Here is a 26,117-nt window from a genome sequence, read left to right as displayed (position 1 = left end):
GTTTTTCGTCAATCCATGGGTGTATCGGCCGCAAGGCTTGCGATAAGACGGGACTCAAAATCCCAACGTCCCGGATAAAAATCGCCGCCCATGACCATTTCCAATTCCGTGCCGATCACCCCCGAGCTCATTGCCTCACACGGGCTGAAGCCCGACGAGTATCAGCGCATTCTCGACCTTGTCGGGCGCGAACCGAGCTTCACAGAACTCGGCATCTTCTCGGCGATGTGGAATGAGCACTGCTCCTACAAATCCTCGAAGAAGTGGCTGCGCACGCTGCCGACCACCGGGCCGCAGGTCATCCAGGGACCGGGCGAGAATGCCGGCGTGGTCGACATCGGCGACGGCGACTGCGTCGTCTTCAAGATGGAGAGCCACAACCACCCCTCCTACATCGAGCCCTATCAGGGTGCGGCGACCGGCGTCGGCGGCATATTGCGCGACGTCTTCACCATGGGCGCGCGGCCGATCGCGGCGATGAACGCGCTGCGCTTCGGCGCGCCCGACCACCCCAAGACCCGGCACCTCGTTTCAGGCGTGGTTTCCGGCGTCGGCGGCTATGGCAACGCCTTCGGCGTGCCGACGGTCGGTGGCGAGGTCAATTTCGACGCCCGCTACAACGGCAATATCCTGGTCAACGCTTTCGCAGCGGGCCTTGCCAAGACCGATGCGATCTTCCTGTCGGAAGCCAAGGGCGTCGGCCTGCCTGTCGTCTATCTCGGTGCCAAGACCGGCCGCGACGGCGTCGGCGGCGCCACCATGGCCTCGGCCGAATTCGACGACAAGATCGACGAGAAGCGCCCGACCGTACAGGTCGGCGATCCCTTCACCGAAAAGTGCCTGCTGGAAGCCAGCCTCGAACTGATGGCCTCGGGCGCCGTCATCGCCATCCAGGACATGGGTGCGGCCGGCCTCACCTGCTCGGCTGTCGAAATGGGCGCCAAGGGCGACCTCGGCATCGAGCTCTATCTCGACAAGGTGCCGGTCCGCGAAGAGCGCATGAGCGCTTATGAAATGATGCTCTCGGAAAGCCAGGAGCGCATGCTGATGGTGCTGCGCCCGGAAAAGGAAAGGGAAGCCGAGGCGATCTTTCACAAATGGGGGCTCGACTTCGCCATTGTCGGCAAGACCACCGACGATCTGCGCTTCCGTGTGCTGCACCAGGGCGACGAGGTCGCCAACCTGCCGATCAAGGATCTCGGCGACAAGGCACCGGAATATGACCGGCCGTGGGTTGAGCCGAAGAAGCCAGCGCCGCTGGCCGCCAATGACGTTCCGCAGGCCGATGTTGCCGATGCGCTTCTGAAGCTGCTCGGCGGCCCCGACCTGTCCTCGCGCCGTTGGGTCTGGGAGCAGTACGACACGCTGATCCAGGGCAATTCGCTGCAGCTTCCCGGCGGCGATGCCGGTGTGGTGCGGGTCGAAGGCCATGCGACCAAGGCGCTCGCCTTCTCCTCCGATGTGACGCCGCGCTATTGCGAGGCCGACCCCTATGAGGGCGGCAAGCAGGCGGTGGCCGAATGCTGGCGCAATTTGACCGCCACCGGCGCTCTGCCGCTGGCCGCAACCGACAATCTCAATTTCGGCAATCCGGAACGGCCCGAGATCATGGGCCAGCTGGTCGGCGCGGTGAAAGGCATAGGCGACGCCTGCCGCGCGCTTGGCTTCCCGATCGTCTCCGGCAATGTCTCGCTCTACAACGAGACGAACGGCCAGGGCATCCTGCCAACGCCGACCATCGGCGGCGTCGGGCTGATCGCCGATTGGTCGAAGATGGTGCGGATCGGCTTTGCGGCCGAGGCCCAGATGATCCTGCTGGTTGGTGCGCCGGCCTCCTGGGGAACGCATCTTGGCCAGTCGGTCTATCTCAGGGACATACATGGCCGCACGGATGGCACGCCGCCGCCGGTCGATCTAGAGCATGAAAAGCGCGTCGGCGACCATGTGCGCGCGCTCATCGCATCCGGTGTCGTCACGGCTGCGCATGACGTTTCCGATGGCGGTGTCGCCGTAGCCCTTGCCGAAATGGCGATGGCATCCGGCATCGGCGCCACCGTTCCCGGGCTTGTCGGCACCGACCCGATCCCGGTCTGGTTCGGCGAGGATCAGGGCCGCTATCTGCTGACGTTGTCGATCGATCCAGATAGTGACGAATGGGACGCCATTCGCAAGCAGCAGAGCGAACTCGGCATCTTCGCGCCGTGGATCGGCTCCACAGGCGGCAGCGCGCTGAAGCTTGGCGACGCCAGGGCAATCCCGGTCAGCGAATTGAGCGGAGCCCACGAAGGCTGGTTCCCGCGCTTCATGGATCGGGCCAGTTGACCACACTGGCTGCCCGGGCGCTGCTTGCAGTCGTCTTCTGGCCGTCGTTATTCTTCTTCTGGTTCCTCGGGCCGTTCGTCTTTTTCCTGCTGTCGACGACCTCGAGCGAGCTTTGCGCCCAGCTGGAAACACGCGCGGAATTTCTTGCCGCGGCCAACGGCGCCATCCCTATGCTGGCGCTGCAGAACCTTATCTATGCGGTTCCGATCGTGTGCCTGGTGGTTTGGGGCCGCCTGGCGCCGGATCCGGCACGCGCAAGGCACATTGTCACCTGCATCAAGCTTTTTGCCAGCGCGGTGATCGTCGGCGCGATGTGGGAGTACGGCTCGTCGCTCGTCTGCGACGGCTACGGCCAGCGGTTCTTCTCGCCAGCTTGGCAAATAACGAGCTATCTCCCTATTGTCAGCCTGCTGCTCAACGCGCCGCTCTATGTGCTTGCCTTCAGCCTTGGCCGCGCTTTCTCGACACGCGAGGACGTTGCCGAGGATGAAGCAAGCCCACCGGCCTAGTCTTTTCTCTGAAGCCGTCTTGTCCTTGGCGGGACAGAACGGCTTCAATCCGGACCGGAAAGGCTTTAGGCTCGCGCGACTCTCGTCTTATGGCTGGCTACCGGCCGCTCGAAACAGGATTTTGCCATGGCAATGGATGCCCACGACATCGAAAAACTGATCAAGGACGGCATTCCGGACGCCAAGGTGACGATCCGCGATCTCGCCGGCGACGGCGACCACTATGCGGCCGAGGTGGTGGCCGAGAGCTTTCGCGGCAAGAGCCGCGTCCAGCAGCACCAGATGGTCTACGACGCGCTGAAGGGCAATATGGGCGGCGTGCTGCACGCACTGGCGCTACAGACCAGCGTTCCAGACTGACCCTTAGCGCTTGGCCCAACACGGCTCATCCTTTGCGCCATTTCAGCCACGGCACGGCTAACGTCTTGTTTCGAGCAATCGTTGGGTTTATTTGAAGGGGATGTTTCGAGCCTGACTCCCACAGGCGGGAAAGGATATTCCATGAGCGGCATCAACGACTACATCGACAACGAAGTGAAGGGCAACGACGTCGTCCTTTTCATGAAGGGCACGCCCGGTTTCCCGCAATGCGGATTTTCCGGCCAGGTTGTCCAGATCCTCGACTATATCGGCGCCGACTACAAAGGCGTGAACGTTCTGGATTCAGCCGAACTGCGCCAGGGCATCAAGGAATACTCCAACTGGCCGACGATCCCTCAGCTCTACGTCAAGGGCGAATTCGTCGGCGGCTGCGATATCATCCGCGAGATGTTCCAGGCCGGTGAGTTGCAGACATTCCTCGTCGAGAAGGGCGTCAGCGTCAAAGGCGCAGCCTGATTTCTGTTTTTTTGCATGTTGCCATCCGAAGGTTGATTTTGATTTTCGGAGTCATGCACCAAGGCGTCGGGGGCACCTCGGCAATTTTCATGTCCTGAACCTAGGACCAAGACGAGCCAATGCGCCGGCCCGCCGGCGCATTTTCGTTTGAAAGATCGGACTTGCCGTGGACCAGCCAAAACCAGCGCCGCAATCGGCAAGCAAACTGCCCATTCCGCGTTGGGAGTTCATCGCTCTGTGCGCGGCGCTGATGGCGCTGAATTCGCTGGCCATCGATATCATGCTGCCGGCGCTGCAGCAGATCGGCGCCTCGCTCGGCGTCGAAAATGAAAACCACCGGCAATATGTGATCACTGCGTACATGCTCGGCTTCGGCGGCGGGCAGCTGTTTTTCGGACCGATCTCGGACCGGTTCGGGCGCCGCGCGCCGCTGGTCTTCGGACTGATCGTCTATGTCGCGGCCGCGGCAGCAGCAGCCATAGCGCCGAGCTTCGCCATATTGCTCATCTGCCGTCTCATCCAAGGGTTCGGCGCGGCGGCCACCCGCGTCATCGCGGTCTCGATCGTGCGCGACACGTTCGAAGGACGGCGCATGGCCGAGGTGATGTCGCTAATCTTCATGGTGTTCATGGCGATCCCGGTCGTGGCACCCGGCATCGGCCAACTCGTCATGCTGTTTGCCAGCTGGCACTGGATCTTCGTGACCATGGCCGTCGGGGCGTTGATCATATCGGCCTGGGCGCTGCTGCGCCTGCCGGAGACGCTTCGTCCAGAACATCGTCGGCCGCTTACGATAAGCTCGGTCGCCGGTGGGTTCCGCATCGTGCTCACCAACCGCCTGACGCTCTGCTATGCCTTTGCCAGCACCTTCATCTTCGCCGCCATGTTCGGCTTCATCATTTCGGCACAGCAGATTTACATCGACATTTTCCATGTCGGAGAGTTGTTCCCAGTGATCTTCGCCGGCGTTGCCGGCGTGCTTGCCTTCTCGAACTACCTCAACTCACGGTTGGTCGGAAGGGTCGGCATGCGCCGCCTGTCGCAAGGCGCGCTGCTTGTGTTCCTCTGCATCAGTCTCGCCTGGCTGGTCGTCTCGCTCGAAATGCAGATGCCGCTCTGGCTGTTCATCACCTTCTTTGCCGGCGCGATGCTGCCTTTCGGCGGCTTAGGCGCGAATTTCAATGCGCTCGCAATGGAACCGCTCGGCGAACTCGCCGGTACGGCCGCGTCCATCATTGGTTTCATGCAGACCTTTCTCGGCGCCATCATCGGCGCGCAGATTGGCCAGGCCTTCAACGGCACGGTAACGCCGCTGGCCGCTGGCTTCTGCAGCGTCTCGGTTGCCGCGCTGTTGATGATCCTGATCGCCGAACGCGGCAAGATGTTCCAACCGCACAACCCGCCCGTTTCAGGGCACGTCACCGATTTGCATTAGGACGCACCTTCTCGGGCCGCGGTGAAGCGAGGGGCAAGCATACGCCCCGCGATTGCTTCACCCATGCTGGCCGAAAAGGGCAATGGCAAAGCTTCATCGAGTGCCCTGAGGATGGATGCCACGAAGGCCCGGCTGCGCCGGGCATCGGTCCCCAGATCGGAATATGTGGCGCGAGGTTTGCCAATCAGTGTGCCGTCGCGGCGAAGCGAGAACCGCAGCGTCAAGGACATGCCGGCGGATCCGGGCGGCGGTTTCCAACACGCATAGATAGCGTCCGACATCTCCTTTATCGTGTCGACGGGATCAGGACTGCGACAGGCGCGCTCTTGCGAGCTTGCTTCGTAGGAGCCGGCAAACAGGGCGGTGACGAGAACCAGCGCGACAATTGCGAATCGAGGTTTCATTCGAGAGCCTCCGGATTTGCGCGCGATCGTATCGCTCTTTCAGCTGGCCGCAGGAATTGATCCTATTGCGCCCAGAGTTCGCTGCGCAATTCGTGCCAGCTTTCCTGGTCTGGCGCGACAAGCAGGCCGCCGCCGAGATGCGAAGGCCGATAGGCGCTGCCGTCGAAGCGCGCCGCGTGGCCGCCGGCCTCGGCATGGATCAGCACGCCGGCCAGATGGTCCCACGGCATCAGCTTGTTGTAGACGACGAAGTGGGCATGGCCGCTCGCCAACAGGCGGTATTCGTGCGCGGCGCAGCGATAGGCGAACTGCGACAGGATCTTGGTCTGGTTGCGCGCCAGCCGCGACCGCTCCGGCTCTGCCATATATTGCCAGGAGACCGAGCCGGTCATTTCCGAGATCGAGGCGGGTGCCGCGACATGCACCTTCTCCAGGCTGCCATGCGCATGCCGGATATGACTGCCGGCGCCCCTGGCGCCGATCAGCCAGTCCTTGCCGACCGGATCGTGGATGATGCCGGCAACCGTCTCGCCCTTGACCACGACCGCCAGCATGACGCCGAACAGCGGCACACCGGAGGCGAAGTTGAAAGTACCGTCGACCGGGTCGATGACGAAAGCCAGATCGGCATCGCCCAATCCGTTCAACAGCGCCGGATTGTCGGAACAGGCCTCCTCGCCGACGACCATCGCCTGGGGATAGCGCCCGCGCAGCCTGGCGGTGATGAGCCGCTCGGCATTGACGTCGGCTTCGGTCACCAGGTCGGCGGCCGAGGTCTTCTGCCTGATATCGCCGTCGCCCAGCCGGCGAAAACGCGGCATGATCTCGGCCAATGCCGCCTCGGCCAGAATGCCGGTCAGCCAGTCGATCGCGGTGTCGTCAAACGTCATCGGAAATGTCTTGCCTTGTGGTGAGGGTCTCGTTGAGGGCAGCGAAATCGAACAGCTTTCTGTCGAGCAGATGCGATGGCCTGCTGTTCGACAGCGCACGCAGCATCGTATCCTTGCGGCCTGGCATGCGTTTTTCCAGATCCTCGAGCATCGCCTTCATGGCGTTGCGCTGAAGACCTTCCTGGCTGCCGCAGAGATCGCAGGGAATGATCGGAAATTGCATGGCGGCAGCGAATTTTTCCAGATCGGCCTCGGCGCAGTAGCTCAATGGCCGCAGCACCATGACGTCGCCCTCGTCGTTGAGCAGTTTTGGCGGCATGGCGGCGAGACGGCCGCCATGGAAGAGGTTCATGAAGAAGGTTTCGAGAATGTCCTCACGATGGTGGCCGAGCACCAGTGCCGAGCATCCCTCCTCGCGCGCAATGCGGTAGAGATGGCCGCGCCTGAGGCGCGAGCAGAGCGAGCAATAGGTGCTGCCCGCAGGCAGCTTGGCGGTGACGACGGAATAGGTGTCCTGATATTCGATGCGATGCGCGATGGCGTATCTGTCGAGATAGTCCGGCAGGATATGCTTGGGGAAATTCGGCTGGCCCTGGTCGAGATTGCAGGCCAGCAGATCGACCGGCAAGAGCCCGCGCCATTTGAGGTCGAGCAGGACGGCGAGCAGACCGTAGGAATCCTTGCCGCCAGACAGGGCAACGAGCCAGCGCTGGCCGGGCTTGACCATCGTGAAATCCTCGATCGCCTGCCGGGTCAGCCGCAGCAGCCGCTTGCGCAATTTGTTGAACTCGACCGAGGACGGCACGTCGGAAAACAGCGGATGGAAGCCGCCCTCGCTGTCGGCGATCGGTTCGAGCGTTTCAATGTCTGGAAGCATGTTCATGGCATGTCGCTTTCAGTGGCCCAGAGCGCCGGATTAGCGGACATGACCGACAAAGAAAAGGCCGCCTCGACGGGCGGCCTTCGCAGGATGTCGCAGAATGCGCTCGTTTAGCGCGAATAGAATTCGACGACCAGGTTCGGTTCCATCTGCACGGCGAACGGAACGTCCGCCAGGCCGGGGATGCGCGAGAAGGTCGCGACCATCTTGTTGTGATCGGCTTCGATGTAGTCCGGCACGTCGCGCTCGGCGAGACCGACCGCTTCCAGAACGATAACCAGCTGCTTGGACTTTTCGCGCACTTCGACGACATCGCCCGGCTTGCAGCGGTACGAGCCGATGTTGACGCGCTTGCCGTTGACGTTGACGTGGCCGTGGTTGACGAACTGACGGGCGGCGAAAATGGTCGGCACGAACTTGGCGCGGTAGACGACCGCGTCGAGACGCGATTCGAGCAGGCCGATCAGGTTCTCCGAGGTGTCGCCCTTGCGGCGGTCAGCCTCTTCATAGACCTTGCGGAACTGCTTTTCCGAAACGTCGCCATAGTGACCCTTCAGCTTCTGCTTGGCGCGCAGCTGCAGGCCGAAATCGGAAAGCTTGCCCTTGCGGCGCTGGCCATGCTGGCCGGGACCGTATTCACGCTTGTTGACCGGGGACTTAGGGCGGCCCCAGATGTTTTCGCCGAGACGGCGGTCGATCTTGTACTTCGCGGATTCGCGCTTGCTCATCGCATTCCCTTTTCAAAACAACACACCCGGAACCTCATGGTCCGGGTGAAGGAAACGCGCCCTCCTCTGGCCTCCGTTTTCGAGACCTGACAGGGTTTTCCCACGCAACGCGGCGGAAAACCCACGGGACACGTCAGTTCAAACAAGATAGTAGAATTGGATTTCCACGCATCTTGCGCACATAAAGAAACCACCGGGCATTGCGGCCCGGTGTTGGCGCGCTGATTAAACGGAGATTTAACCTGTGTCAAGCTTGTGGCTGGCGTAGGCCATGGCGACGATATAGCGTCTCTGGGTTGAATACAGTGCCGGATGTGGCGGGAGGTTGCGCCAGCGGCATCAGGAAGGGACCGGAGCAGAGGAGCTACATTCGTATGAAGAAATTCTTCCTTACCCTGACAGGAGCCGCTGTGTTGGCGGGATCCATGGCGGTCATGACGCCGGAGCCGGCGGAGGCCAGGCATTGGCAAGGACACCGGCATCACCAGGCTTGCCGCATCGTGATCAAGAAAAAAATTATCTGGCGGCACGGCCACAAGAAAGTCGTCCGCTACAAGATCAAGCGCTGCGGCGGGCGCTGGTAGGCTCCAATCCGGTCTCAGGCGGCCGACATTCATTTCAAAGCCCGCGTTTTTTGCCGCGGGCTTTTTGCTTCCAGCTCGTGTTCTTCGGCGTTTCCGTTAGACGGCGGACTGCCCTAGTCTTTAGACTTCTTCTCCGGCAGGCCCTTGCGCTTCGTCTCGGCGAATTCCTCGAGCTGCTTTTCGCTCATCGATTCGTACATTCCCTTGGAAGCGCCGTGGAGTTCGCTCTTCCTGGTCTCGCCGCGCTTGGCCGACAGAGCCGCGCCGGCGGCTTTCTGCTGGGCTTTCGAGGTGGCTGGCATGGCTCTTCTCCCGTTAGCGTCAGGAGAAAAACGCAACGACTGTAATGATGTTCCGCTTCGCAATCACGACATCGCCAGCCCGAACCCCTGCATCAGGCGACGAGTCGGGAAATCGGCTCTTTTCGATGTGAAGACGGCAAGGTCGGGCCCTTCAGGCAGCATCTCTCCACGACCGCCCGGATCGATGTCGGCGAGAAGCGACAACGCCCGGCGCGCGATCGCTTCAGCGGGGTCGAGCCAGTCGACCGGCCAAGGCGCCGTCTTGCGCATGCGATTTGCGAGAAAGGGATAGTGTGTGCAGGCGAGCACGACGATATCCGTACGCAGCGCATCATGTTCGACAAAGCACGGCGTGATCTCGGCGCGCACGGCCTCCTCATCGACGAAGCCCTCACGCATGTAGATCTCAGCCAGTCCCGCCAGCCTGTCGCTGCCGACCAGGCGGACATGGCATTTCTGCGCCCATTTGCTGATCAGGTCGCGCGTGTACTGGCGCTTGACGGTGCCAGGCGTCGCCAGCACCGAAACTAGCCCTGAGCGCGTGCGTTCCGCCGCCGGCTTGATCGCAGGCACCATGCCGACGAAAGGATGCTCGGGAAATCTCTCGCGCAGCGCATCGATCACCAGCGTCGAGGCGGTGTTGCAGGCGATGACGGAAATGGCCGGCGCAAACTGCTCAAGCAGTTTGCCGAACACTTCAAGGATATGCACCCTCAGCGCCGGCTCTTCCCAAGCGCCGTAGGGAAACGCGGCGTCGTCGGCGACATAGATGAAGCGGCGGTCGGGCATCAGCACGCGCGCCTCGCGCAGCACGGTAAGCCCGCCGATGCCCGAATCGAACATCAGGATCGGCCGCTCAGTCATTGTCCGTTCCTTTTCCGCCGAGCGGCGGTATGTCATCGTCCTTGCCGGTGTCGGCAAGGCGCCCCGCTTCCGCCTTGCGGGCACGCGCGGCGGCCGCGGGCAAGCGCCGCGGATCATCGCCAGGGGAACCATCGCCGCGCGGCATCGCCGGCGAAAACCTGTCGAGCGACGAGATGATGCCGCGCAGCACCTTGAGCTCCGGCTCGGCAAAACCGGCGCGTGTCAGCACCGCACGCAGATTGTCGATCATTTTCGGCTTCTTCGGTACCGGCCGGAAATAGCCGCGCGCTTCCAGTGCGCCTTCCAGATACGCAAACAGGCCGTGCAATTCTTCCTTGCTTGCCGGCTTCATGTCCGGGCCGGAAAAATTGGTCTTGGTCTCGTCTTCCAGGCCGGACTTCATCCATTCGTAGGACATCAGAAGCGCGGCCTGGGCGATGTTGAGCGAGGAGAAATCGGGATCGACCGGGAAAGTCACGATCTCGTCGGCAAGGCCGACCTCGTCATTGTAGAGGCCGAAGCGTTCGCGTCCGAACAGGATGCCGGTGCGCTGGCCCATCACGTGGCGCGCCCGCAGCAGCCTGCCCGCCTCCACCGGCCCGCGCACGGATTTGAAGCCGTCGCGCTGCCTGGCCGTGGTGGCGAAGACAAAGTTCAGGTCGGCGAGCGCCGAGGCCAGATCGTCGAAGACGGTGACAGCGTCGATGACATGGTCGGCGCGGCTGGCCGCCGCGCGTGCCTTCTCGCTCGGCCAACCATCACGCGGGTTGACCAGGCGCAGCTCCGACAGGCCGAAATTGGCCATGGCGCGCGCGACCATGCCGATGTTCTCGCCAAGCTGAGGCTCGACGAGGATGATCGCCGGGCCGGCGACTGCAATGCTATCGGGATCTTTGATGACGGGCATGATTGTCAATGAACTGCTGTTTGCGGCATTTCAGCGTCCCCTGCCATATTCGGCCGGGAAAATGAAGCATTCGCAAATGACGACGGCTCTGGCCTCCAATTCGTGACCGATCGCCGTTTGCGTGGCCAAAAGCGCTTTGATATACGGGCGACATCTCCCGGCCCAACGCCACGCGGGCAAGGCCGTCCCATATCCCAGCAACGAGGCATTCTTTCATGGCGAAGATCAAGGTGGCGAACCCGGTCGTCGAACTCGACGGCGACGAGATGACCCGCATCATCTGGCAGTTCATCAAGGACAAGCTGATCCACCCTTATCTCGACCTCAAGCTTGAATATTACGACCTCGGCATCGAGCATCGCGACGCCACCAACGACCAGGTGACCATCGATTCGGCCAACGCCATCAAGAAACACGGCGTCGGCGTGAAATGCGCGACGATCACCCCCGACGAACAGCGCGTCGAAGAGTTCAAGCTGAAGAAGATGTGGAAGTCGCCGAACGGTACCATCCGCAACATCCTCGGCGGTACCATCTTCCGCGAGCCGATCATCATGAAGAACGTCCCGCGCCTGGTGCCCGGCTGGACCAAGCCGATCATCGTCGGCCGCCATGCCTTCGGCGACCAGTACCGCGCCACCGATTTCCGCTTCCCCGGCAAGGGCAAGCTGACCATCAAGTTCGTCGGCGAGGACGGCCAGGTGATCGAGCACGATGTGTACGACGCGCCCGGCGCCGGTGTCGCCATGGCCATGTACAATCTCGACGAGTCGATCCGCGAGTTTGCCCGCGCCTCGCTGAACTACGGCCTGCTGCGCAACTATCCGGTCTATCTGTCGACCAAGAACACCATCCTCAAGGCCTATGACGGCCGCTTCAAGGACATCTTCCAGGAGGTCTACGAGGCCGAGTTCGAGGCCGAGTTCAAGTCGAAGAAGCTGTGGTACGAGCACCGCCTGATCGACGACATGGTGGCCTCCGCCCTGAAATGGTCGGGCGGCTATGTCTGGGCGTGCAAGAACTATGATGGCGACGTGCAATCCGACACGGTGGCGCAAGGCTTTGGCTCGCTCGGCCTGATGACCTCGGTGCTGATGACGCCGGACGGCAAGACGGTGGAAGCGGAAGCCGCGCACGGCACCGTCACCCGCCACTATCGCCAGCACCAGAAGGGCGAGGAAACCTCGACCAATTCGATCGCCTCGATCTTCGCCTGGACGCGCGGCCTCGCGCACCGCGCCAAGCTCGACGACAATGCCGAGCTGAAGCGGTTTTCCGAAACGCTGGAAAAGGTCTGCATCCAGACGGTCGAGTCCGGCTTCATGACCAAGGACCTGTCGCTGCTGATCGGCCCCGACCAGCCCTGGCTTTCGACCACCGGTTTCCTCGACAAGATCGACGAGAACCTGCAGAAGGCGATGGCCTGACAAGTAAGCAAGATGGGCAAGCCCATCGTCTACGGGGCGGATTACAGCGTCTATGTACGCATCGTCCGCCTCGTGCTCGCGGAAAAAGGCATCGACCATGAGCTTGTGCCGGTCGATGTCTTTGCCACTGATGGCATTCCCGCCTGGTATTTCGAGCATCATCCGTTCGGCCGCATCCCGACCTTCGAGCATGACGGGTTTCGCCTCTTCGAGACAAGCGCGATCGCCAGATATGTCGACGAGGCGTTCGACGGGCCGGCGCTGCAGCCGAAGGATCCGCGCGTCCGTGCGCGGATGGACCAGATCATCGGCCTGCTCGACGCTTATGGCTACCAAGCCATGGTCTGGGACGTTGCCGTCGAGCGGCTGGAGAAAGAGGCACCCGACGAGGCGCTGATCGCCAGCGGACTGCGACAGGCGGAAACAGTGTTGCGGGTGCTCACCTCACTCAAGGCTCCGGGGCCGTGGCTGCTCGGTGATCAGCTGACGCTGGCCGACTTGCATGCGGCATCCATCATCGCCTATTTCCTCAAGGTCGCCGAAGGGCAAGACCTGTTGGCGCGGTTCGCGGATATCCAGGACTGGTATGCGCGCATTGCGGCTCGTCCGAGCTTCGTGCGGACTGAAAAAGTCGGCTAATAAGAGACGTCCGCGGGGCAGCGCCCCCCGCTGTCCCTCCAACCGTTGCTTTAAATTCAGTCCACTCGCCTACGCCGCTTCGAGCGCGGCCCTCACTGCTGCAATCGCATCGGCCGCCTTGGAAGCATCCGGGCCGCCGGCCTGGGCCATGTCGGGCCGCCCGCCGCCGCCCTGCCCGCCCAATGCGGCGGAGGCTACGCGGACAAGGTCGACGGCGCTGAAGCGGCCGATGAGGTCGTCGGTGACGGCCACCACGACGCTTGCCTTGTTGTCTTCACCGGCGCCGACGAAGACGACGACGCCGGAACCGAGCGAGCTCTTGCCGGCATCGGCCAGCGGCTTCAAATCCTTCGGCGCGACACCGGAGACCGCCTTGCCGAGGAAGCCGACGCCCGCGACCGTCTCGTTTTCCGAAGGCGCACCTGCCGCGGCACCGCCGCCCAGCGCCAGCTTCTTGCGCGCCTCGGTCAATTCCTTCTCGAGCTTCTTGCGCTCTTCGAGCAGCGTCTCGACGCGCGCCGGCACGTCGGCCGGCGAAATCTTCAACACGGCTGCCGTCGCCTTCAAACGCCTATCCTGTTCGTCGAGATGTTTGCGCGCGGCTTCGCCGGTCAGCGCCTCGATGCGGCGCACGCCGGCGGCGACCGCGCTGTCGGAGACGACACGCACCAGGCCGATATCGCCGGTCGCCCTGACATGGGTGCCGCCGCAGAGCTCGACCGAATAGGGCCGGTTGGCCTTGGCGCCGTGCACGCCGGTGCCCATCGACACGACGCGCACTTCGTCACCATACTTCTCGCCAAACAGCGCCATGGCGCCTTCGGCGATGGCGTCGTCGACCGACATCAGGCGTGTGGACACCGGGCTGTTCTGGACGACGATCTCGTTGGCCATGCGTTCGACCTCTTCGAGATCCTCCGGTGAAATCGGCTTGTTGTGCGAGATGTCGAAGCGCAGACGCTCGGGCGCAACCAGCGAGCCCTTCTGCGCGACATGGCTGCCCAGCACCTCGCGCAACGCCTCATGGATCAGATGCGTTGCGGAATGGTTGGCGCGCAGCCTGGAGCGCCTGGCATGGTCGACCTTCAGCTCGACGGCGGCACCGGTCTTGACCGTGCCGCTGGCCACCTTGCCGACATGCACGAACAGCCCATCGGCCTTCTTCTGCGTATCCGAAATCTCGATCGAGAAACCTTCGCCTGAAATGATACCGGTGTCGCCCATCTGGCCGCCGGACTCGGCATAGAACGGCGTCTGGTTGACGACGATCGCCACCGCGTCGCCCTTGCCGGCGCTGTCGACGGTCTTGCCGTCCCGGACAAGCGCCTGGATGATGCCTTCGGCAGCTTCAGTCTCATAGCCGAGGAACTCGGTGGCGCCGGCCTTCTCGCGTACGGAGAACCAGATGGTCTCGGTGGCCGCGTCGCCGGAACCTGCCCAATGCTTGCGCGCCTCGGCCTTCTGCTGCTCCATGGCGTTGGTGAAGCCGGCAAGATCGACCGAGATGCTGCGCTGGCGCAGTGCGTCCTGCGTCAGGTCGAGCGGGAAGCCATAGGTGTCGTAGAGCTTGAAGGCCGTCTCGCCGTCCAGCATGTCGCCGGCATGCAGCGTTTCGGTCGCCTCCGAGAGCAGACCGAGGCCGCGCACCAGCGTCTTGCGGAAACGCGTTTCCTCGAGCTTCAGCGTCTCGGTGATCAACTGTTCGCCGCGCAGCAGCTCCGGATAGGCCTGGCCCATTTCGCGCACCAGCGCCGGCACCAGCTTCCACATCAGCGGTTCGTTGGCACCGAGCAACTGCGCATGACGCATGGCGCGGCGCATGATGCGGCGCAGGACATAGCCACGGCCTTCGTTCGAAGGCAGCACGCCATCGGCGACCAGGAAGGAAGACGAGCGCAGATGATCGGCAATGACCCGGTAGGACGCGACCGTCTCCTTGTCGGGGCCATGCCCGATCGCCGACGAGGTCGCGTCGATCAGGTGACGGAACAGATCGGTCTCGAAGACGCTTTCCACCCCTTGCAGGATGGACGCCATGCGCTCCAGGCCCATGCCGGTGTCGATCGAGGGGCGTGGCAGGTCGATGCGCTCCTCCTTCGTCACCTGTTCATACTGCATGAACACCAGGTTCCAGAATTCCAGGAAACGGTCGCCATCTTCCTCCGGGCTGCCGGGAGGACCGCCCCAGATGTGCTCGCCGCGGTCGATGAAGATTTCCGAGCACGGCCCGCACGGGCCGGTATCGCCCATCGCCCAGAAATTGTCCGATGTCGCGATGCGAATGATGCGGTCGTCGGAAACCCCGGCGATCTTCTTCCAGAAGCCGCCCGCCTCGTCGTCCGTGTGATAAACGGTGACCAGCAGCTTGTCCTTGTTCAGCCCGAATTCCCTGGTGATCAGGTTCCAGGCAAGCTCGATGGCGCGCTCCTTGAAGTAGTCGCCAAAGGAGAAATTGCCGAGCATCTCGAAGAAGGTCAGATGGCGCGCGGTGTAGCCGACATTGTCGAGATCGTTGTGCTTGCCGCCGGCGCGAACGCTCTTCTGGGCGGTCGAGGCGCGCGAATAGGGCCGCTTCTCCAGGCCGGTGAAGACGTTCTTGAACTGCACCATGCCGGCGTTGGTGAACATCAGCGTCGGGTCGTTGCGCGGCACCAGCGGGCTCGACGCGACGATCTCGTGACCCTCCTTGCGGAAGTAGTCGAGAAATGTCGACCGGATTTCGTTCACGCCACTCATGAATGCTGCCTTTTCGGAAGAGCCGCCGGCGAACCGGCGGAAATGGGCTCTGCGTTTTAGAAGAATAAGACTTGGCCTTTTAGCCGCCGCGCTTCACCCTGTCCAGAAACACGGAATTGGTCCAATCCACGGCCTTTGCCGGCCGTTCGAACCGGCCTGGTTTCGCCGCCAAAACGCAAAACCGCCGGCACTAGGCCGGCGGTTTCAAAACGCAATAACGCGGAACTCGATTACTTAAGCCTGAGATAATAGAACGCGATTATGGCCGAACTCCGGCCGACATCGCGAGCTGTCACATCGCGCCGGATTCTTCCTCGAAACCGTCGTCGCTTTCACCGCGCTCGGGACCACCATTCTCCAGGAATTTCTCGGCGATCAGCCCGGCATTCTGCCTGAGCGCCAGCTCGATCTCGCGTGCGGTGTCGGGATTGTCGCGCAGGAACAGTTTTGCATTCTCGCGGCCCTGGCCGAGACGCTGCGAATTGTAGGAGAACCAGGCACCCGACTTCTCGACCACGCCGGCCTTGACGCCGAGATCGACCAGTTCGCCGGTCTTGGACACGCCTTCACCGTACATGATGTCGAACTCGACCACCTTGAAGGGCGGCGCCAGCTTGTTCTTGACCACCTTGACGCGGGTCTGGTTGCCGACGACCTCGTCGCGGTCCTTGACCGAGCCGATGCGGCGGATGTCGAGGCGCACCGATGCGTAGAATTTCAGCGCGTTGCCGCCGGTCGTCGTCTCGGGCGAACCGAACATGACGCCAATCTTCATGCGGATCTGGTTGATGAAGATGACCATGGTGTTGGAGCGCGAGATCGAGGCGGTCAGCTTGCGCAGCGCCTGGCTCATCAGGCGGGCCTGCAGGCCCGGCAGGGAATCGCCCATCTCGCCTTCGATTTCGGCACGGGGCGTCAGCGCCGCGACCGAATCGACCACCAGCACGTCGATGGCGCCGGAGCGCACCAGCGTATCGCAGATTTCCAGCGCCTGCTCACCAGTGTCGGGCTGCGAGATCAGCAGGTTTTCGAGATCGACGCCAAGCTTGCGGGCATAGACCGGATCAAGCGCGTGCTCGGCATCGACGAAAGCGCAGATGCCGCCCTTCTTCTGGGCTTCGGCCACGGTGTGCAGGGCAAGCGTCGTCTTGCCCGAGCTTTCCGGCCCGTAAATCTCGATAATGCGGCCGCGCGGCAGGCCACCGACGCCAAGCGCGATGTCGAGGCCAAGCGAGCCGGTCGGCACCGTTTCGATCTCGACGACCTGCTCGTTCGCGCCGAGCCGCATGATCGAGCCCTTGCCGAAAGCCCGCTCGATCTGCGACAGCGCCGCATCCAGAGCCTTTGATTTGTCCACTGCCTTGTCCTCTACCAGCCGCAAAGAATTCTGAGCCATGATACATCACCCCTTGGTCGTCAATGAAGGCCGGACAATCCGTAATCCCTGCCTATTTGTACCTTTTTTGTTCTCATTTGGCAAGAGGGATCAAATATCTGAAAAACAAACAATATCCGGATCTGTTCTTTTTTTGTCCAAGGGATTCGATCAGGATTGCACCACGTTGGGCCAGATGGCTCGGTTGTTTCGACCTGCCGAATCGCCGCCCCGCATGCGAAGCTCCGTCGCACAGCCTAGCGCTTGTGCGGCTGGAATAACAAAGGTCATATCGCCGGCATGCTGAAATCCGCGAAAGTACTGGCCGTAGGCGGCGCCCATATCGATCGCCGTGGCCAGGTGTCCGGCCCGTACGTGCCCGCCGCCTCCAATCCGGGCACAATGCGCGAGGATGTCGGCGGCGGCGTCTTCAACGCTTTGCGCAGTGCCGTGCGCCGCGGCGTCTCCGCGTCGCTCATGTCGGTTCGCGGCGGCGATGCGGCTGCCGACACCGTTTCGCGAGCCATTGCCGAGGCTGGCATTGCCGACCTGTCGGCGGTCTTCCTCGACCGCACGACGCCGAGCTACACGGCACTGATCGACAGCGAGGGCGAGCTGATCGTCGGCTTTGCCGACATGGCGCTCTATGATTTGGCGTTTCCCAAGCAGATCAGGCGCTCCAAGGTGCGGGAGGTGATCGCTGCCGCCGACGCGATCCTGTGCGACGCCAACCTGCCCTCTTCGGCGCTGGAACGGATGGTCGCGCTCGCCGCGGGCAAGCCGGTTTTCGCCATTGCCATTTCTCCGGCCAAGGTAACGCGGTTGATACCGGTGCTGAAGGAGCTCTCGCTGGTCTTCATGAACCGGCGCGAGGCCATGGTCCTGGCCGGCGTCGCCGCGAATGCCACGGAGCGCGAGGTCGTCGATGGGTTGCGATGCAGCGGCCTCGTCAGCGGCGTGGTGACGGCGGGCGGTAGTGCCATGCTGGGCTTCGATGACGCCGGCGCCTTCTCGATCCTGCCGCCGCCGCCAAGAAAGGTCGCTGACGTCACCGGCGCCGGCGATGCGCTGGCGGGCGCAACGGTCGCTGCCCTGCTGCACGGACTGCCGCTGCGGGCAGCTCTGCGCGAAGGCATTGCCGGGGCGACGCTTGCCATCGAAAGCGCCAACGCCGTTCCGGAGTTCACCGCGGCGAGCTTCGCGGAAGCGTTGGCTCTTGTGCCGGATGCGCAGGAAATGGCATGAGACCGGCAAATTCATAGTGCCGCGATGTTGCCGAGCGTCCCGACGGACGCCCCGCACTCCGGATTGGAGACCCTGATGATCCCAGAAACCGCCCGCCCCTTCATCGACATCCACGCGCCGGTGGCGCAGGCTCTGGCTGCCGGCCGGCCGGTGGTGGCGCTGGAAAGCACCATCATCACCCATGGCATGCCCTACCCCGACAATGGCGCCATGGCCGCCGATGTCGAAAAGATCATCACCGATGGCGGCGCCGTGCCGGCGACGATCGCCGTGGTCGGCGGCCGCATCAAGATCGGGCTTTCGGACGGCGAGCGCGAATCGCTGGCGATGACGGGCGACGCCATGAAACTGTCGCGCGCCGATCTCGGTTTTGCCGTGGCGCAAGGGCGCACCGGTGGCACCACGGTCGCCGCCACGATGATCGCGGCGCATATGGTCGGCATAAAAGTGTTCGCCACCGGCGGCATCGGCGGCGTGCACAAGGGCGCCGAAAAGAGCTTTGACATTTCCGCCGATCTCGACGAGATGGCGCGCACCCCGGTCATTGTCGTCTCGGCCGGCGCCAAGGCGATCCTCGACATCGAAAAGACGCTGGAGGTTCTGGAGACGCGCGGCGTGCCGGTGATCGGCCATGGCTGCGAGACGATGCCGGCCTTCTGGTCCAGGCACTCACCGTTCCGCGCGCCGCTGACCTTGCACAAGCCGGAAGAGATCGCGCATTTCTACCAGACGAGGGCAGCGCTGGGGCTCGCCGGCGGCATGCTGATCGCCAATCCTGTGCCGGAAAACCATGAAATCCCGGCTGAGGAGATGGCGGGCTATATCGACGCCGCGCAGAAGGCCGCCGAGGCGCTCAACGTGACCGGCAAGGCGGTGACGCCCTTCCTGCTGTCGAAAATCCTCGAACTGACCGGCGGCCGGAGCTTGAAGACCAATATCGCGCTGGTGGAAAACAATGCGCGGCTGGCGGCGAGGATTGCGAAGGCGCTGTAGGTGAGGATAAGCGGCCGCAATGCACCGCTAAGCACAACCGCCGCGTTCCGTCACACCCCCCTCTGTCCTGCCGGACATCTCCCCCTCAAGGGGGGAGATTGGCAGCTTCGGCGTTCAGCTCGCTTCTTCACCGCTGAACGTTGGCGAAGGCCGCGATGACATCCGATCTCCCCCCTTGAGGGGGAGATGTCCGGCAGGACAGAGGGGGGCCTGTCCCTCCAACGTTCCGAATTATTGCCCGTCACTTCCCCGCCCGCCGCCCCGCCTCATAAGCTCGCCGTGCCCAAATCGTCATCTCGTCGGGATCATCGAAAGCGCTGTCGGGAACGCTCCAATAGGGCATGGCGACCAGCTTGCCGTGACGCGAGCCGGTATAGGTCCATTGCGTGCAGCCGGCGCCCTCAAACTCGGGCGCGCTTTGCTCGTCGGCCTTCAGCAGCAATTCGCCGCGCAGCACGATGGCGACGATGACGCCGTCGTAATAGATGCCCTTGCCGCCGAACAGCTTGCGGATGCTGACAGGGCCAAGGCCTTCGAACAGTTCGGCGATGCGTTCATTGTCCATGCCGCGATCATGGCACCGGCATTTGGGCTTGTCATCGCCGCAACCAAAATCATGCTGACAGGTTGAGAGCCATCCGTCGGAGTTTTTGTCATGCCGCTTCTGCTCAAAGGGTCCTGCCGCTGCAATGCCGTGCGTTTCGAGGTGGAGAGCCACACGCCGGCGCCGTTCATGCTGTGCTACTGCTCGATCTGCCGCAAGCAGCAGGGCGGCGGCGGGTTTGCCATCAATCTGGGTGCCGACAACGAAACACTGAACATCAGGGGCAAGCGCAGCGTCGGCGTCTTTCGGGCGGAGATCGAGGACGACGAGCATCCGCATTGCGAAATCTCGACCGGCGAGCGCAATTTCTGCAAGAAATGCGGGGCGGCCCTTTGGCTCTACGATCCGACATGGCCGGAGCTGGTGCATCCGTTCGCTTCGGCGATCGACAGCGATTTACCCATTCCACCAAGCAAGGTGCACCTGATGCTGAAATACAAGGCGAACTGGGTGGAGCCGGAGGTTGGCAAGCATGACAAGGCCTTCGACGTCTATCCCGAGGAATCGATCGCCGACTGGCACAAGCGGACGGGCATGTGGGTGGAGTAATTGTGAGGGGCCAGCGCGAACTCTGGAGAGGCTGGCGCGGCCCCTCATCCGTCACTTCGTGACACCTTCTCCCCGTAAACGGGGCGAAGGGAGGATCAAGCGGAAGCGCGGGCCTCTGCCAGCGCCTTCAGGTCGGCCGGTTTCAGTTCGACGGATTCGCCGCAACCGCAGGCCGAGCTCTGGTTCGGATTGTGGAAGGTGAAACCGGTGCGCAGCGTCGTCTGCTCGAAATCCATCTCGGTGCCGAACAGGAATAGCGCAGCCTCTGGCGCAACATAGACATGCGCGCCGTCGCGCTCGATATGGTCGTCCTTGGTGTTGGGCTCGGTCACCAGATCGACCGTGTATTCCATCCCGGCGCAGCCGCCCTTCTTGATGCCGAGGCGGATGCCATGCGCGTTGTCGCGGGTGGCGACGATCTCGCGCACCCGGTCGGCGGCCTTTTCGGTCATCGTGATGACGGCGAAGCGTCCCATTCTTTTTCCTTCCATTCCATGCAGGTTCAAGGCCTGCCGAATGATTCCTCACCTAAAATGGTGAAGTTTTATGACTGGCGCAAGTGTGCCAGGCTCGACGCTAGTACCAGCCCACCGCCACCTGCGCCTCTTCCGACATGCGGTCGGCCGACCAGGGCGGGTCGAAAGTCATGTTGACCTCGACGCCGGACACGCCTTCGACGGCGCCGACGGCATTCTCCACCCAGCCGGGCATTTCGCCGGCGACCGGGCAGCCGGGGGCGGTCAGCGTCATGTCGATCTTGACCGAGCGATTGTCCTCGATGTCGATCTTGTAGATCAGGCCGAGCTCGTAGATATCGGCCGGAATTTCCGGATCGTAGACCGTCTTCAGCGCCGAGACGATGTCGTCGGTCAGCCGCGCCAGCTCGTCGGCTGGAATGGCCGACCCCGAAACCAGCGCATTGGGCGCGGTTTCCGGAGTGGTCTCGGCAGCGATGCTTGCATCATCCATGGTCGTCACCCAAAAAACTCGTCATCCGAAGAATTTGCGCGCTTTTTCAAGCGCCTCGGCCAAAGCGTCGACTTCGGCCCTGGTATTATACATGCCGAACGATGCCCTGCATGTGGAGGTTACACCAAAACGTTTCAACAGCGGCTGGGCACAATGGGTGCCCGCGCGGACTGCAACGCCCTGCCGATCGATGACCATCGACACGTCGTGCGCATGAATGCCTTGCAGCTCGAACGAGATGATGGCGCCCTTGCCGGGCGCGTCGCCGAAGATGCGCAGCGAATTGATGGCGCGCAGCCGCTCATGCGCGTAGTTCTTGAGGTCTTCCTCGTGGGCTGCAATGCGCTCGCGGCCGACCGATTCCATATAGTCCAATGCCGCGCCAAGCCCGATCGCCTGGACGATCGGCGGCGTACCGGCCTCGAAGCGGTGCGGCGGCTCGTTGTAGGTGACGATGTCCTCCGTCACCTCCTCGATCATCTCGCCACCGCCCATGAAGGGGCGCATGCCCTGGAGAATGTCCTTCTTGCCGTAGAGCACGCCGATGCCTGATGGGCCGTAGACCTTGTGGCCAGTGAAGACGAAGAAGTCGCAGTCGAGATCCTGCACATCGATCGGCATATGCACGGCGCTCTGGCTGCCGTCGACGAGGACGGGAATTCCACGCGCATGCGCGATCCGCACGATCTCCTTGATCGGCGTCACCGTGCCCAGCGCGTTCGACATCTGGGTGATGGCGACCAGCTTGGTGCGGTCGGTCAGCCGCTTCTCGAATTCCTCGATGTGGAAGACGCCGAGATCATCGACCGGCACCCAGACCAGTTTCGCGCCCTGCCGCTCGCGGATGAAATGCCAGGGAACGATGTTGGAGTGGTGCTCCATGATCGACAGCACGATCTCGTCGCCCTCGCCGATGTTGGGCATGCCATAGCCATAGGCGACGGTGTTGATGGCCGAGGTCGTGTTCGAAGTGAAAATGATGTTGTCGGTGCTGGGCGCATTGAGGAAGCGGCGCACCGTTTCCCGCGCCTTTTCATACGCGTCGGTCGCGGCATTGGACAGGAAATGCAGGCCGCGATGGACGTTGGCGTATTCCTGGGAATAGGCGTGCTGGATCGTGTCCAGCACCACCTGCGGCTTCTGTGCCGATGCGCCGTTGTCGAGATAGACCAGCTTCTTGCCATAGACTTCCCGCGACAGGATCGGGAAATCGCGGCGGATCGCTTCGACGTCGTAAAAATCTCCGATCTTGCCCGGCGCGTTCATCAGATCACCCGTGTGCCATGAACCAGTCGTCGAGCCGCGCTTCCAGCGCCTCGACGATCGTCTCGTCATCCAGTTCCTCGATCACCTCGGCAACGAAGGCTTTCACGAGCAGGCCGCGCGCACTCTTCTCGTCGACGCCGCGCGCCATCAGGTAGAACAGATGATCGTGGTCGATTTCGGTGACGGTGGCGCCATGGCCGCAGACGACGTCGTCGGCGAAGATTTCCAGTTCCGGCTTGGTCGAGAACTCACCATCATCCGACAGCAGCAGCGTGTTGCACGCCATCTTGGCGTTGGTCTTCTGCGCATATTGATGGACGTTGATGCGGCCCTGGAAAACGCCGCGCGCCTTGCCCGTCACCACGTTGCGGATGACTTCCGTCGAGGTCGTGTGCGGCACGGCGTGGTCGAGCACCATGGTCACGTCGGTATGGGTGTCGCCGGCCAGGAGGTTGATGCCGCGCAGCTTGAAGTCGGCGCCTTCGCCTGTTGTCTTGACCACGATCTCCTGGCGCACGAGCTTGCCGCCGGCATTCATGAAGAACACCGTCAGCTTCGCATTCTTGCCGATATGGGCCTTGAACTGCGCCAGATGCGTCGCCGTCTCCGGCTGCTCCTGGACGATCAGCCACGTCACCTCGGCGCCCTCGCCGAGCACGAGATGGCTGACCGAGCTGCCCAAGGCAGCGCCGTCACCCGTCTGCCGTTCGACGATGACGGACTTGGCGCCGGCGCCGACACGAACGGCCAGGCGCACATGGGTCTGGCCGCCGGCCTGCAGGTTCTGCAGTTCGACCGGCTTTTCAAGTTCCACACCATCGGCGATGTCGACAAAATACCCGTCGGCGACGAAAGCCGTGTTCAGCGCGCCGATCGCGTCGTCGCTGCCATAGGGATCGAGCCCCGGAGCGATGCTGCCATCGATCAGCTTTTCCGACAGGCGCTGGAAAGAGACGCCTTCAAGAACGGGCACTTTGGCGTCGGACTTGCCGTTCAGGATCGACACCACAGCGGAGCCGTCGACGATCGGGGCAATGGCCTTGGCCATGGCGGCCGGGTCGAAGTCCGGCACCGCATTCAACAACCGGCGCAGGTCGGTATAATGCCAGGATTCGACACGTCGCGTCGGCAGGCCGTGCTTGATCGTCTCGATGGCGTCGTCGCGCTTCAGCATCACCGCGCCGTCGCCCGGCAGCAGCGACAGCCGGTCGCCGAACGCGTCGATCAACGCTGTTTCGGCCGGTGTCCGCTGCGGTTGTGTGTGCATATTCATCAGTCTGACCTTGCCCTCTGGCATCTCACGCGGCTTCGCCGATCACGCCGGCGTAGCCATTGGCTTCCAGGTCGAGCGCCAACGACTTGTCGCCCGACTTGATGACCTGGCCCTTGTAGAGCACGTGCACGGTGTCGGGCACGATGTGCTCAAGCAGGCGCTGGTAATGGGTGATGACCAGGAAGGCCCGGTCTGGCGCGCGCAGCGCGTTGACGCCGTCCGAAACGATCTTCAGCGCATCAATGTCGAGGCCGGAATCGGTCTCGTCGAGCACGCACAGTTTTGGCTCCAGCAGCTTCATCTGCAGGATCTCGGCGCGCTTCTTCTCGCCGCCGGAGAAGCCGACATTGAGCGGCCGCTTCAGCATCGCCATGTCCATGCTGAGCGAGGCGGCTGCTTCCTTCACCCGCTTAAGGAATTCCGGGATCTTCAGCGGCTCTTCGCCACGCGCCTTGCGCTGCTCGTTCATCGCCACTTTCAGGAATTCCATGGTCGCGACGCCCGGTATCTCCATCGGATACTGGAAGGCGAGGAAAATGCCTGACGTGGCGCGCTCGGCCGGATCCATTTCGAGGATCGACTGGCCGTTGTAGAGGATGTCGCCTTCGGTCACCTCATAGTCCTCGCGGCCGGCGAGGATGTAGGACAGCGTCGATTTGCCCGAGCCGTTCGGCCCCATGATCGCGGCGACCTCGCCGGTTTTCACCGTCAGGTTCAAGCCGCGGATGATTTCGGTGCCGTCATCGACGATGCGGGCGTGCAGGTTTCTGATTTCAAGCATTCTTTTGTTTCCTGAATATATATCCGGTCAGCCGACCGAGCCCTCAAGCGAGATACCGATCAGCTTCTGTGCCTCGACCGCGAATTCCATCGGCAGTTGCTGGATGACGTCCTTGACGAAGCCGTTCACGATCAGCGCAATCGCTTCCTCTTCCGGGATGCCGCGCTGCATGACGTAGAACTTCTGGTCCTCGGAAATCTTCGACGTCGTCGCTTCGTGCTCGAACTGCGCCGTCGAATTCTTGGCTTCCATGTAGGGCACGGTGTGCGCGCCGCACTGATCGCCGATCAGCAGACTGTCGCAGTTGGTGAAGTTGCGGGCATTGGTCGCCTTGCGGTGCGCCGAGACCTGACCGCGATAGGTGTTCTGCGAGTATCCGGCGGCAATGCCCTTGGAGATGATGCGGCTCGACGTGTTCTTGCCGAGATGGATCATCTTGGTGCCGCTGTCGACCTGCTGGTAGCCGTTCGACACGGCGATCGAATAGAACTCACCTTGGGAATCGTCACCGCGCAAAATGCAGCTCGGATATTTCCAGGTGATCGCCGAACCGGTCTCGACCTGCGTCCACGAAATCTTCGAGCGGTCGCCGCGGCAGTCGCCGCGCTTGGTGACGAAATTGTAGATGCCGCCCTTGCCCTCGGCGTCGCCGGGGTACCAGTTCTGCACCGTCGAATATTTGATCTCGGCATCGTCGAGCGCCACCAGTTCGACGACGGCGGCATGCAACTGGTTCTCGTCGCGTTGCGGCGCCGTGCAGCCTTCGAGATAGGAGACGTAAGCCCCCTCCTCGGCGATGATCAGCGTGCGCTCGAACTGGCCGGTGTTCTTCTCGTTCATGCGGAAATAGGTCGACAGCTCCATTGGGCAGCGCACGCCCTTGGGCACGAAGACGAAGGAACCGTCGGTGAACACGGCGGAGTTCAGCGTGGCGTAGTAATTGTCGGAGGTCGGCACGACCGAACCGAGATACTTCTTCACCAGTTCCGGATGTTCGCGGATGGCTTCCGAGATCGAGCAGAAGATGACGCCGGCCTGCGCCAGCTCCTTCTTGAAGGTGGTGACGACGGAGACGGAATCGAACACCGCGTCGACAGCGACGCGGCCCGATTTGTAGACATTGTCGCTGACTTCCTCGAGTTCCGAGGCGTCGGTCTTCTGTACGCCTGCGAGGATTTCCTGCTCCCGCAGTGGAATGCCGAGCTTCTCGTAGACCTTCAAGAGTTCCGGATCGACGTCGCTCAGCGAGGTCGGGCCGGGCGTGCTCTTCGGCGCCGCGTAGAAGTAGATGTCCTGGAAATCGATCTTCGGATAGTGGACGCGTGCCCAGGTCGGCTCGTCCAGCGTCAGCCAGCGGCGATAGGCCTCCAGACGCCATTCCAGCATCCAGGACGGCTCGTCCTTCTTGGCCGAAATGAAACGGATGATGTCTTCGCTGAGGCCCTTGGGAGCCTTATCCATCGCGATTTCGGTCTGGAACCCGTATTTGTATTGGTCGACGTCGATCTTTCGGACCCGATCGATCGTGTCCTGCACAGCAGGCATATGCGTTCTCCATCCACGCCGGGGTCAAGGCCCGACAGTTTTCAAACTATGGC

Annotated in this window: 27 protein-coding genes; 11 read left to right on the top strand and 16 right to left on the bottom strand. The window is 62.4% G+C overall.

What is annotated here, in order from left to right; translation table 11 throughout:
• The first annotated feature begins 90 nt into the window (after positions 1-90).
• The 5 genes from purL (at position 91) to EOA16_RS12480 (ending at position 5,103) form a co-directional block, all read left to right on the top strand.
• Positions 91-2,322: a phosphoribosylformylglycinamidine synthase subunit PurL gene (gene purL / locus EOA16_RS12500; RefSeq protein WP_127258303.1), complete on the top strand. Its 2,232-nt coding sequence runs from the start codon at positions 91-93 to the stop codon at positions 2,320-2,322.
• Positions 2,319-2,831 (top strand): hypothetical protein, encoded by a 513-nt coding sequence (locus EOA16_RS12495; RefSeq protein ID WP_127258301.1) that lies wholly within the window; start codon positions 2,319-2,321, stop codon positions 2,829-2,831. The genes purL and EOA16_RS12495 overlap by 4 nt, the downstream gene beginning before the upstream one ends.
• Positions 2,832-2,957: 126 nt before the next feature.
• Positions 2,958-3,191, top strand: coding sequence for a BolA family transcriptional regulator (locus EOA16_RS12490; RefSeq protein ID WP_010909092.1), 234 nt, complete (start codon positions 2,958-2,960; stop codon positions 3,189-3,191).
• A gap of 141 nt (positions 3,192-3,332) precedes the next feature.
• On the top strand, positions 3,333-3,668 hold the full coding sequence (grxD, locus tag EOA16_RS12485) for a Grx4 family monothiol glutaredoxin (protein ID WP_006332883.1): 336 nt from the start codon (positions 3,333-3,335) through the stop codon (positions 3,666-3,668).
• Between the two features lie 211 nt (positions 3,669-3,879).
• Complete coding sequence (locus tag EOA16_RS12480) at positions 3,880-5,103, top strand: multidrug effflux MFS transporter (protein ID WP_164754238.1); 1,224 nt, start codon at positions 3,880-3,882, stop codon at positions 5,101-5,103.
• Here the strand turns inward: EOA16_RS12480 and EOA16_RS12475 are convergent.
• From EOA16_RS12475 to rpsD, 4 genes are all read right to left on the bottom strand, one after another.
• Complete coding sequence (locus EOA16_RS12475) at positions 5,100-5,507, bottom strand: hypothetical protein (RefSeq protein ID WP_127258297.1); 408 nt, start codon at positions 5,505-5,507, stop codon at positions 5,100-5,102. The genes EOA16_RS12480 and EOA16_RS12475 overlap by 4 nt on opposite strands.
• Positions 5,508-5,569: 62 nt before the next feature.
• The gene (locus EOA16_RS12470) at positions 5,570-6,397 is read right to left on the bottom strand and encodes an inositol monophosphatase family protein (RefSeq protein WP_127258295.1); all 828 of its coding nucleotides are present in this window, start codon (positions 6,395-6,397) and stop codon (positions 5,570-5,572) included.
• Positions 6,387-7,262: a tRNA 2-thiocytidine(32) synthetase TtcA gene (gene ttcA, locus EOA16_RS12465; RefSeq protein ID WP_206517334.1), complete on the bottom strand. Its 876-nt coding sequence runs from the start codon at positions 7,260-7,262 to the stop codon at positions 6,387-6,389. The genes EOA16_RS12470 and ttcA overlap by 11 nt, the downstream gene beginning before the upstream one ends.
• Positions 7,263-7,387: 125 nt before the next feature.
• On the bottom strand, positions 7,388-8,005 hold the full coding sequence (rpsD, locus tag EOA16_RS12460) for a 30S ribosomal protein S4 (protein ID WP_023759539.1): 618 nt from the start codon (positions 8,003-8,005) through the stop codon (positions 7,388-7,390).
• A gap of 374 nt (positions 8,006-8,379) precedes the next feature.
• On the opposite strand from rpsD, the gene EOA16_RS12455 reads away from it, so the two are divergent.
• Positions 8,380-8,589 (top strand): hypothetical protein, encoded by a 210-nt coding sequence (locus tag EOA16_RS12455; protein ID WP_127258292.1) that lies wholly within the window; start codon positions 8,380-8,382, stop codon positions 8,587-8,589.
• Positions 8,590-8,702: 113 nt separating this feature from the next.
• Here the strand turns inward: EOA16_RS12455 and EOA16_RS12450 are convergent, their stop codons facing one another.
• The 3 genes from EOA16_RS12450 to EOA16_RS12440 form a co-directional block, all read right to left on the bottom strand.
• On the bottom strand, positions 8,703-8,891 hold the full coding sequence (locus EOA16_RS12450; protein WP_127258291.1) for a DUF3008 family protein: 189 nt from the start codon (positions 8,889-8,891) through the stop codon (positions 8,703-8,705).
• Positions 8,892-8,954: 63 nt separating this feature from the next.
• Positions 8,955-9,755: a glutamate racemase gene (gene murI / locus EOA16_RS12445; RefSeq protein ID WP_127258289.1), complete on the bottom strand. Its 801-nt coding sequence runs from the start codon at positions 9,753-9,755 to the stop codon at positions 8,955-8,957.
• Entirely contained in the window at positions 9,748-10,662 is a 915-nt protein-coding gene (locus tag EOA16_RS12440; protein WP_127258287.1) for an RNA methyltransferase, read from the bottom strand. Before EOA16_RS12440 ends, murI begins: the two co-directional genes overlap by 8 nt.
• A gap of 215 nt (positions 10,663-10,877) precedes the next feature.
• Here EOA16_RS12440 and EOA16_RS12435 point away from each other — a divergent pair, with 215 nt between their 5' ends.
• A complete protein-coding gene (locus EOA16_RS12435; RefSeq protein ID WP_127258286.1) occupies positions 10,878-12,089 on the top strand; it encodes an NADP-dependent isocitrate dehydrogenase in 1,212 nt (403 codons plus the stop codon).
• Between the two features lie 12 nt (positions 12,090-12,101).
• Positions 12,102-12,728 carry a glutathione S-transferase family protein gene (locus EOA16_RS12430; protein WP_127258284.1) on the top strand — a complete coding sequence of 209 codons (627 nt, stop codon included), beginning with the start codon at positions 12,102-12,104 and terminating at the stop codon, positions 12,726-12,728.
• 69 nt (positions 12,729-12,797) lie between these two features.
• Here EOA16_RS12430 and alaS read toward each other — a convergent pair whose 3' ends face one another.
• Complete coding sequence (alaS, locus tag EOA16_RS12425) at positions 12,798-15,464, bottom strand: alanine--tRNA ligase (protein ID WP_127258283.1); 2,667 nt, start codon at positions 15,462-15,464, stop codon at positions 12,798-12,800.
• Between the two features lie 292 nt (positions 15,465-15,756).
• Positions 15,757-16,860 carry a recombinase RecA gene (gene recA, locus EOA16_RS12420; RefSeq protein WP_127258281.1) on the bottom strand — a complete coding sequence of 368 codons (1,104 nt, stop codon included), beginning with the start codon at positions 16,858-16,860 and terminating at the stop codon, positions 15,757-15,759.
• 279 nt (positions 16,861-17,139) lie between these two features.
• On the opposite strand from recA, the gene EOA16_RS12415 reads away from it, so the two are divergent.
• Positions 17,140-18,084: a carbohydrate kinase family protein gene (locus EOA16_RS12415; RefSeq protein ID WP_127258280.1), complete on the top strand. Its 945-nt coding sequence runs from the start codon at positions 17,140-17,142 to the stop codon at positions 18,082-18,084.
• Between the two features lie 75 nt (positions 18,085-18,159).
• A complete protein-coding gene (locus tag EOA16_RS12410; RefSeq protein WP_127258278.1) occupies positions 18,160-19,077 on the top strand; it encodes a pseudouridine-5'-phosphate glycosidase in 918 nt (305 codons plus the stop codon).
• Positions 19,078-19,318: 241 nt separating this feature from the next.
• On the opposite strand, the gene EOA16_RS12400 is transcribed toward EOA16_RS12410, so the two are convergent.
• Positions 19,319-19,642, bottom strand: a complete 324-nt coding sequence (locus EOA16_RS12400) for a TfoX/Sxy family protein (RefSeq protein WP_127258276.1) — start codon at positions 19,640-19,642, stop codon at positions 19,319-19,321.
• A gap of 90 nt (positions 19,643-19,732) precedes the next feature.
• On the opposite strand from EOA16_RS12400, the gene EOA16_RS12395 reads away from it, so the two are divergent.
• On the top strand, positions 19,733-20,230 hold the full coding sequence (locus EOA16_RS12395; protein ID WP_127258274.1) for a GFA family protein: 498 nt from the start codon (positions 19,733-19,735) through the stop codon (positions 20,228-20,230).
• A 95-nt stretch (positions 20,231-20,325) separates the two neighbouring features.
• On the opposite strand, the gene sufA is transcribed toward EOA16_RS12395, so the two are convergent.
• The 6 genes from sufA to sufB form a co-directional block, all read right to left on the bottom strand.
• The gene (gene sufA, locus EOA16_RS12390) at positions 20,326-20,706 is read right to left on the bottom strand and encodes a Fe-S cluster assembly scaffold SufA (protein WP_013532156.1); all 381 of its coding nucleotides are present in this window, start codon (positions 20,704-20,706) and stop codon (positions 20,326-20,328) included.
• Between the two features lie 100 nt (positions 20,707-20,806).
• Positions 20,807-21,199 (bottom strand): SUF system Fe-S cluster assembly protein, encoded by a 393-nt coding sequence (locus tag EOA16_RS12385; protein WP_013532157.1) that lies wholly within the window; start codon positions 21,197-21,199, stop codon positions 20,807-20,809.
• 21 nt (positions 21,200-21,220) lie between these two features.
• Complete coding sequence (locus EOA16_RS12380) at positions 21,221-22,465, bottom strand: cysteine desulfurase (protein WP_127258363.1); 1,245 nt, start codon at positions 22,463-22,465, stop codon at positions 21,221-21,223.
• 4 nt (positions 22,466-22,469) lie between these two features.
• Positions 22,470-23,738 carry a Fe-S cluster assembly protein SufD gene (sufD, locus tag EOA16_RS12375; RefSeq protein ID WP_127258273.1) on the bottom strand — a complete coding sequence of 423 codons (1,269 nt, stop codon included), beginning with the start codon at positions 23,736-23,738 and terminating at the stop codon, positions 22,470-22,472.
• 25 nt (positions 23,739-23,763) lie between these two features.
• A complete protein-coding gene (sufC, locus tag EOA16_RS12370; RefSeq protein ID WP_127258271.1) occupies positions 23,764-24,519 on the bottom strand; it encodes a Fe-S cluster assembly ATPase SufC in 756 nt (251 codons plus the stop codon).
• Between the two features lie 27 nt (positions 24,520-24,546).
• Positions 24,547-26,064: a Fe-S cluster assembly protein SufB gene (gene sufB, locus EOA16_RS12365; protein WP_127258270.1), complete on the bottom strand. Its 1,518-nt coding sequence runs from the start codon at positions 26,062-26,064 to the stop codon at positions 24,547-24,549.
• Positions 26,065-26,117 lie beyond the last annotated feature (53 nt).

The sequence above is a fragment of the Mesorhizobium sp. M7A.F.Ca.US.008.03.1.1 genome, assembly GCF_003997495.1.
Taxonomy (GTDB): Bacteria; Pseudomonadota; Alphaproteobacteria; order Rhizobiales; family Rhizobiaceae; genus Mesorhizobium.
The sequence above is the reverse complement of the archived record's forward strand: the minus strand, read 5'-3'. Positions and strand labels throughout refer to the sequence as shown.

Bases quoted from the DNA above. Each gene is read 5' to 3' on its own strand.
- purL (WP_127258303.1), top strand. From the start codon at position 91: ATGACCATTTCCAATTCCGTGCCGATCACCCCCGAGCTCATTGCCTCA.
- EOA16_RS12490 (WP_010909092.1), top strand. From the start codon at position 2,958: ATGGCAATGGATGCCCACGACATCGAAAAACTGATCAAGGACGGCATT.
- grxD (WP_006332883.1), top strand. From the start codon at position 3,333: ATGAGCGGCATCAACGACTACATCGACAACGAAGTGAAGGGCAACGAC.
- EOA16_RS12475 (WP_127258297.1), bottom strand. From the start codon at position 5,507: ATGAAACCTCGATTCGCAATTGTCGCGCTGGTTCTCGTCACCGCCCTG.
- EOA16_RS12470 (WP_127258295.1), bottom strand. From the start codon at position 6,397: ATGACGTTTGACGACACCGCGATCGACTGGCTGACCGGCATTCTGGCC.
- rpsD (WP_023759539.1), bottom strand. From the start codon at position 8,005: ATGAGCAAGCGCGAATCCGCGAAGTACAAGATCGACCGCCGTCTCGGC.
- EOA16_RS12455 (WP_127258292.1), top strand. From the start codon at position 8,380: ATGAAGAAATTCTTCCTTACCCTGACAGGAGCCGCTGTGTTGGCGGGA.
- EOA16_RS12450 (WP_127258291.1), bottom strand. From the start codon at position 8,891: ATGCCAGCCACCTCGAAAGCCCAGCAGAAAGCCGCCGGCGCGGCTCTG.
- murI (WP_127258289.1), bottom strand. From the start codon at position 9,755: ATGACTGAGCGGCCGATCCTGATGTTCGATTCGGGCATCGGCGGGCTT.
- EOA16_RS12440 (WP_127258287.1), bottom strand. From the start codon at position 10,662: ATGCCCGTCATCAAAGATCCCGATAGCATTGCAGTCGCCGGCCCGGCG.
- EOA16_RS12435 (WP_127258286.1), top strand. From the start codon at position 10,878: ATGGCGAAGATCAAGGTGGCGAACCCGGTCGTCGAACTCGACGGCGAC.
- EOA16_RS12430 (WP_127258284.1), top strand. From the start codon at position 12,102: ATGGGCAAGCCCATCGTCTACGGGGCGGATTACAGCGTCTATGTACGC.
- alaS (WP_127258283.1), bottom strand. From the start codon at position 15,464: ATGAGTGGCGTGAACGAAATCCGGTCGACATTTCTCGACTACTTCCGC.
- recA (WP_127258281.1), bottom strand. From the start codon at position 16,860: ATGGCTCAGAATTCTTTGCGGCTGGTAGAGGACAAGGCAGTGGACAAA.
- EOA16_RS12415 (WP_127258280.1), top strand. From the start codon at position 17,140: ATGCTGAAATCCGCGAAAGTACTGGCCGTAGGCGGCGCCCATATCGAT.
- EOA16_RS12410 (WP_127258278.1), top strand. From the start codon at position 18,160: ATGATCCCAGAAACCGCCCGCCCCTTCATCGACATCCACGCGCCGGTG.
- EOA16_RS12400 (WP_127258276.1), bottom strand. From the start codon at position 19,642: ATGGACAATGAACGCATCGCCGAACTGTTCGAAGGCCTTGGCCCTGTC.
- EOA16_RS12395 (WP_127258274.1), top strand. From the start codon at position 19,733: ATGCCGCTTCTGCTCAAAGGGTCCTGCCGCTGCAATGCCGTGCGTTTC.
- sufA (WP_013532156.1), bottom strand. From the start codon at position 20,706: ATGGGACGCTTCGCCGTCATCACGATGACCGAAAAGGCCGCCGACCGG.
- EOA16_RS12385 (WP_013532157.1), bottom strand. From the start codon at position 21,199: ATGGATGATGCAAGCATCGCTGCCGAGACCACTCCGGAAACCGCGCCC.
- EOA16_RS12380 (WP_127258363.1), bottom strand. From the start codon at position 22,465: ATGAACGCGCCGGGCAAGATCGGAGATTTTTACGACGTCGAAGCGATC.
- sufD (WP_127258273.1), bottom strand. From the start codon at position 23,738: ATGAATATGCACACACAACCGCAGCGGACACCGGCCGAAACAGCGTTG.
- sufC (WP_127258271.1), bottom strand. From the start codon at position 24,519: ATGCTTGAAATCAGAAACCTGCACGCCCGCATCGTCGATGACGGCACC.
- sufB (WP_127258270.1), bottom strand. From the start codon at position 26,064: ATGCCTGCTGTGCAGGACACGATCGATCGGGTCCGAAAGATCGACGTC.